Below are 6,906 nucleotides of genomic sequence, written 5' to 3' on the forward strand. Positions count from 1 at the left end.
TTGTCTACTCAAAATGCTAACTTTTTGCAGCTCTAGAGACTGAAAAGCTTGCACTTATTTCACTCTAAAAAGGCTAAAGTCTTTATCTGTAAAAGGTTTTATGGTTAATCAGCAAGCCCTAAATAACGAAGTCAGAAGTCAGAAGTTAGAAGTCAGAAGTTAACTCACCCCTACTGCTCCCAGGAGGGAAAGTAGAGGATTTGAGTAAGGCTCCAAAAATATTTCGCCACCCCGCCTTGACTGGCGAAATCCAATTATTTTGAGAAAAAAATACATTATTGAGAAAAATTATCTATTATAATAATGAATGAACTATAGATATTTAACTTGAAAAGTAGGTCAGAAGCGAATTTAAGGTAGATTCACTATATTGACTATATATTCAATTAGTAATGGTGATATTTATCAATAACTTTTTCTCATTAATTAATCTAGAAAGAATTATACAGTATAATGTCACTTAACCCAAAATTTGATTCCGATTCATCTCCATCTAGATTACAGCTATTATTAAAATGGCTGCCTTGGCTATTACTAATATTATCATTAGGAGTAACATGGATAGTCTGGCAAAGATCGGATAGACTTTTTGTTAGTTTAACAGAGACATCAACAGACTATGAAAAAAGGGAAATAGCAAAAGCAGAACAACAAAAGTCGATACTGATACTGGCGAATGGTTTAACCATTAGTTGTCTTCTGTTTGGTTTAACTTGGTCTATGACTACTACTCAATATCGAGCTACAGCAATAGCTAGAGTAATGACCCAAGTTTTATCTGATAAAGAACAGCAGTTACGAACTATTATTACAAATGCTCCAGTTCTTTTATTTACCCTTGATTATAATGGTATATTTACCTTACTTGAAGGTAAAAATGTCAAACTAACAAGTCAACAATTAGATGAAATATTAGGACGATCTATTTATGATGTCTACCAAGACCAACCTCAACTTTTGGAAGCTAATAATTGTGCTTTAAGGGGAGAAAATGCTGAAGCAATTGCTCAGTTTGGGGACTTAATTTTTAATATTAGATGGTCTCCTTTAAAAGGAGAAAATGACGTAATATTTGGTGTAATTGGTGTTGCCACTGATATTACAGAACGCCAGAAACTGATAAATGCTCTGCAAAAATCGGAAGCTGAATCCAGAGAAAAAGCCGAAAAACTACAACAAATTTTAAATGAACTTCTTGAAACTCAAGCTCAATTAATTCAGGCAGAAAAACTATCTAGTTTAGGTCAGCTAGTAGCTGGTATTGCTCATGAAGTTAATAATCCTATTAATTTTCTTCGGGGTAATTTATATCCGGTAAATAATTATATTCAATACTTACTAGATTTAGTTAATCTATATCAACAAGAATTTCCAATGCCAGGGGTAGAAATATCACAAAAAATAGAGGAAATAGAATTAGAATTTATCATTGAAGACTTACCTAAATTATTAAATTCAATGAATATAGCAACTGAGCGTATCTGTGAATTGGTTAAGTCTTTGAAAAATTTTTCTCGCCTCGATGAAGCAGATATGAAGCCAGTAGATATTCATTCTGGTATTGATAGTACTTTGTTGATTTTAAATCATCGATTGAAAGAAAAACCCAATTGTCCAACTATTCAAGTTTTAAAAGAATATGCTAACTTACCTCAAATTGAGTGTTATCCTGGTCAAATAAACCAGGTATTTATGAATATTTTAGCTAATGGAATTGATGCTTTAGAAGAATCTATAGCTAAAGGAAAAAACTCAGCTCCTCAAATTAGAATCGTGACAAAATTAATAGATAAAAAATGGATTATGATTAAGATATGTGATAATGGAATGGGAATTCCCCAAAATATTCAATCTAAATTATTCGACCCTTTTTTTACTACAAAACCAATAGGCAAAGGAACAGGTTTAGGACTGTCAATTAGTTATAATATAGTGGTAGAAAAGCACAAGGGTTTATTAAAATGTATTTCTAATCCTTCACAAGGAACTGAATTTACTATCAAAATACCTACTCGAAATTAAGATAAAACATAGTTATTCAAAAGTAGAAAGACGCTATAATCACTCCCTACTCTTCACTCACTAATTTATCTGAGAACACATCTGGATAAATCTTAGGCATAGTTAGATCCAGCATTCTACCTAAACCACGAGTTCCAAGAACGATAATTCTATATCGGTAAATCTTGTAAACCCGTTGGTTTTTCACTGCTGTTAACCCCTGCCATAAAGGACTATCTGAATAATTTACAAATTCTTCTATATCATTATTAGTCTCATCATTATATGAGATAAAAATCACATCTGGTTCTAATTTGGTAAGTCTCTCTAGAGAAAAAGGAATAGTGCCAAATATTAGATCGCTATTATCATACTCAGGTGACAAACAATTGGCAAGTTGATTCAGTAACGCACAGTTGATAGTTTTATCTGTAAATAAAGTGAAATTGGTCTCTTGACCCTGTATTAATATGATACTTTGATTCTTTGGGGATTTCGCTTTGTAAGTTGCTAACTTATCCAGAAATTTTTTTGCTGCTGCTTCAGCTTCAACATTCTTTCCTGTAAATTCTCCAACAGTTTTCAGGTTGGCGATCGCATCTGAATAAGTTTTGGGAGTCGCCAGCATATATAAAGGAACAACTCCTTTTAGTGCTTCCCGTATTTTCTTGTGTATAGGAAAACCAATAATTAAATCTGGCTTGAGTTGGACAATTTGCTCTAAGTTTGGCTCAAGAAAGCGTAAACCACCAACTTGAGGAATTTTTTTGCCCTGCTCTCCAAACATATCAGGTTCTTGAGCCCAACCAGCTATATTTTGTAAAACCCCGGCAGGTTGTATTCCTAGTTCAGCTAAAATATCTAGGCAGATAGGATCTATGCACAAAATACGCTCTGGAATTTTGTCTAAAATAATCTGAGTATTGGTAGAGTCAGTTAAAATTATGGCTTCTTCTGTAGCATTTTCAGTCTCTTGCTCCTCAGACAATGTAGAACTAGAATTTTTAGCTGGAGAACTACAACCAATTAAAATTGCAAGTATTAAAAAAGTTGTAGCCTGGCGTAACACTCCCAAAAGCATTTCAAAACTGGTTTTGATTCCGGTTATTTTTTTCATAGAAGTATATTTGTACTAAAAATTCAGAAAATAGCGAATACTAAGAGCTCTTCCGGGAGCAGCGAAACGCCGAACCTCTGTAAGTCCTACACGAGTTTGACTCACAACAGGAAGATATTGATGGTTTAACAAATTCTCAATACCTACCTCCAATCTTCCCCAATTAGCATTGAGGCTGCTAAGAAAATCTACTGTGGTATAACCAGATATTCTAAATGGATCTGTGCCTTCGTCAAAAGCGCGATTGCGATCGGTTACATACAAAAGTTGTAAGCGATTTTTCCAAATAGGCAAAGTTTGATTCTCTAGATAAAACGTGAACTTCATTGGTTGTACGTCAAAGCTACTCAAAGGTACAAAACTACGATTATCATTGGGAAACAGATCCCCATCACCCTCCATCCAAGTAAAAGTCCCTCCAAGACTCCAGGTATTAGCTGGTTGCCAATCAATACTAGCTTCTACTCCATAGTTTCTTTGAGGAGTCCTCACAACTTCTCCAATAGTGTCAGTTGTGATGAAATTCTGTCCTTTATCTGTATGATTGTAATAACCTGCTAAAGTAAACTGTACTGAATTCCAGTTGCCACGAACTCCTATTTCATAATTATCTACTTTTTCTGGTTCTAGCAAATCGTCAATATCAAAAACACTAAATTCATCCGTTGCAAAAGTCGCTGCTAATCTCAAGCTAGGAATAGTAAAACCCTGGGAAAAATTAGAATATAAACTAATTGTCGATGAGAGTTTGTAAAGAATTCCAAAATTAAAGGCTACATCTGACTGATTGACTTGACCTCCTTCAAACTCAGGTAAAGGGTTTCCTGCTGCAACATCAAAAATATTTGATATTGGACTTCCCGTCCAATCTTCAGCATCAATATCAATATTTTCATAACGCGCACCTCCAGTGAGTATTAATTTTTGAGAAACATCCCAGTTTCCTTCGAGAAAAAGTCCCAGGTTATTTAGTTCAAACTTAGGAATATTGTTGACTCTCTCTAAAATATTTACTTCTCGTTCTTCATCTAATGCTATAGAATCGATCACAAATTCTTCGGTGTCATTTTTTTCATTTGTATAATCAAACCCCCATAGCAGATTTGCTGAATTAGTAATAGGCGTGTTAATTTGAAATCTTGTTCCTAACTTTCTCTGTTCAATACCAGTTTGAGAAACAAGGGGAATATCGGGGGTAATTGTTATATTAGGGAATGCAGCAGCAACCGATCCTCTGTTATCACCAACTTTATTTCTTAAATCAGTACGTTGAAAGAAGAATTGAGTATAAAGTTTAGAGCCGAAAAAAATATCATCATGATTATAAGTTAAACTCAGATTATGATTTGTTTGTTCTGGTGGCTCTTCATATTCAAGCTTGCCTATTCTGATAGCTCTTGCTTTTTGCAAACCAGGAATTGTGGCAGTTATTGGATCATTAAAGTATTCTGAGAATATGCGGTCATTGTACAAGTTATAATTCAATGCTAGTTTCTGGTTTTCACTGATATTCAACCCTAGTTTAGTCAAAAAGTTTAAGCTCCTAGAGCCATCTAAATCAGCAGATGGAATTATATCCCCGTCCGCATCATACAACCTATTATTTTGATTTAGTGATGTCTGAAACCGCCAGTTAAATCTTCCTTGGTTGCCTGAAAAACTATATCTAGAGTTATAACCTATTCCATTCCCCGGAAATGTTTCATCACCTATAGAGTCATTTATACCCACTTGTCCTTCTTGTTGAAGTTTAAATTCCGTAGGTTCGCGAGTGATAATATTGATAATTCCGCCACTTCCACCAGTTCCATAGAGAGCAGATGGTCCACGAATCACTTCAATCCGTTCAATAGCTGATGGATCTATAGTATTCAGCTCTGATGATAGGTTAAAATTTGAGTTTTGAACAACTCCATCAATTAAGATTAATGCGGGACGACCTCTCATACTTTGCCCAGAAGTCCTGCGCTCCACTTGTTGTGGAGGTCCATAACCAGGAACTAGCCTACCCAGAATGTCTGAGACGTTATTGCTGATGCTGACCCCTCCTTGACCTTCTATCTGTTCGCGATCGATGACAGTAATACTGCGCGGTATGTCTTCTTCTTTTCTACCAGTACGAGTAGCACTAATTACTACTTCTATTTCTTCAGTGACAGGATTTACACTTAGAGTCAATCCCTCGTCTGTAGAAACTATAGCTGCTGTTGGCAGGTCTGTTTCTCCTTCTATAGTAACTCTAATACTATTACCATCTACTGTTTTTGCTGTAACATTAGTAATACCTTTGATGGGATTTTTAGCTGAAAATTCTTCTGTATCTGGAAGAGCTAGTACAGCATTGGGAATATCGGCAATCAGAGTATTTCCATCTACGGAACTCCTGAGTTGTAATTTTTCTCCATTCAAGGTTTCTAAGACAATCTCTATACCTTCTGCTGTAGTGTTAACTTTGATATTCGTTACTTGGATTATTTGTTGGGCTATTCTGATATTTTCAGAAAAGTTAGTAATAACTATATCTGGTTGATATAGTGCTGATGCAGTGGTTAGGGGCTTTTGTATTTCGTTAATGCGGAAGATTCTTGAAGCTTGTGGGTTTAGCTTTTGTTCAATTGGATTTTGTTGTTGTGCTGCATTTTTTTCTGAGTCATTAGACTCATTGGATTTATTTTGAATGGTTGACAAATTAAAATTTGTCAGATTTTCTTCTAGTTTATTTTGTACAACAGAGTTCGGGATGAAGTTATCTATATTTTCAAATTTGTTCTGTCTTTGTTGCTGCTTTTTATTAATATTTTGCTCGGCAAGAGTTACAGATAAATTTTCCTGTTTTGCCTGCCTATATTCTATGTTTTGGGATTTTAATTCCTCAACTTCTAGTTTTTTTTGTAGGAGTTTGTGCCGAGTAATTAATGTTCTTTTTTCTGAGATAGGAGGTAATAGGGTTAAATAATTGTCACTTGTAGGTAATAAAGGAGCATTTTCACTTTGCAAATGAGTTGTTAATTGTGATAATTCTAATGTTGGGATTTTATGATTTTCGTTGTTTGTACTACTAACAAACCTGTCAATCAATCTTTTCTCATATTTTTTTGTTAATAGTTTTTGTTCTAATATGGGTGTTGAGGGTGATACCTGATTTGTAAAAATAGGGAATTTTTGATAATCTCCTTTTCGAGGTAGATTATACAGTAGTATTGAAATATTATCCACACTATTAATGTAGATTTGCCGATCTGAACTGTCTATAGAATTATATAGATTGTTAGTCTGGTCATTTAATAGACTCAACTGATTTGAAAGGGGCAAGACTTTTGCTTGTGCTGGTGTTGCTACGAGAAACGATAAAGCTAAACCTAACCCGATTTCCTTTAATCTTGATTCATCGTTCATTTTTGACTTGGTTAAATCCATTTTTTCGTAAGACTGCATAAAATCCCTTTAATTCATCACGATAGCACCCTAGTTTTAAATATTAAGTTAAAGTCATTTGCAGGATATTCAATGGTTAAATCCACTGTAAAATCCTGATTATTGTTGTTTTTGAGTTGACGCTAGAGTAAAGTATTCATCATTTACCTTATGGGTTTAATTCCCCACTGTCTACACGGTTTTCAAAATTGTTTGGGTTAGAATCCCCATGCAATTTTCCCTCTCTTGGTCAGCATTCCCTTGCGTCTGACGCCGACGCGGGGTCAGACCGCTTCTGCCTTCTGCCTTCTTCAATTTTTGATCTTACCGAATAATTAACTAATTAATAATTAAATAATTATGGTTTAAAGCCT

At 34.7% G+C, this 6,906-nt stretch carries 3 protein-coding genes; 1 reads left to right on the forward strand and 2 read right to left on the reverse strand.

Translation table 11 applies throughout. The features are described from left to right. The first annotated feature begins 453 nt into the window (after positions 1 to 453). Positions 454 to 2,022 (forward strand): PAS domain-containing sensor histidine kinase, encoded by a 1,569-nt coding sequence (locus AC3DU7_RS20505; protein WP_488041157.1) that lies wholly within the window; start codon positions 454 to 456, stop codon positions 2,020 to 2,022. Positions 2,023 to 2,068: 46 nt separating this feature from the next. Here AC3DU7_RS20505 and AC3DU7_RS20510 read toward each other — a convergent pair whose 3' ends face one another. Beyond that, complete coding sequence (locus AC3DU7_RS20510; RefSeq protein WP_488041158.1) at positions 2,069 to 3,118, reverse strand: ABC transporter substrate-binding protein; 1,050 nt, start codon at positions 3,116 to 3,118, stop codon at positions 2,069 to 2,071. A gap of 15 nt (positions 3,119 to 3,133) precedes the next feature. Continuing rightward, entirely contained in the window at positions 3,134 to 6,553 is a 3,420-nt protein-coding gene (locus AC3DU7_RS20515) for a TonB-dependent receptor domain-containing protein (RefSeq protein WP_488041159.1), read from the reverse strand. Between the last annotated feature and the right edge of the window lie 353 nt (positions 6,554 to 6,906).

The sequence above is a fragment of the Okeania sp. genome (genome assembly GCF_983059655.1).

What these genes read in the sequence shown, in the direction of transcription:
- AC3DU7_RS20510 (WP_488041158.1), bottom strand. Translation starts at nt 3,118, where the DNA reads ATGAAAAAAATAACCGGAATCAAAACCAGTTTTGAAATGCTTTTGGGA.
- AC3DU7_RS20505 (WP_488041157.1), top strand. Translation starts at nt 454, where the DNA reads ATGTCACTTAACCCAAAATTTGATTCCGATTCATCTCCATCTAGATTA.
- AC3DU7_RS20515 (WP_488041159.1), bottom strand. Translation starts at nt 6,553, where the DNA reads ATGCAGTCTTACGAAAAAATGGATTTAACCAAGTCAAAAATGAACGAT.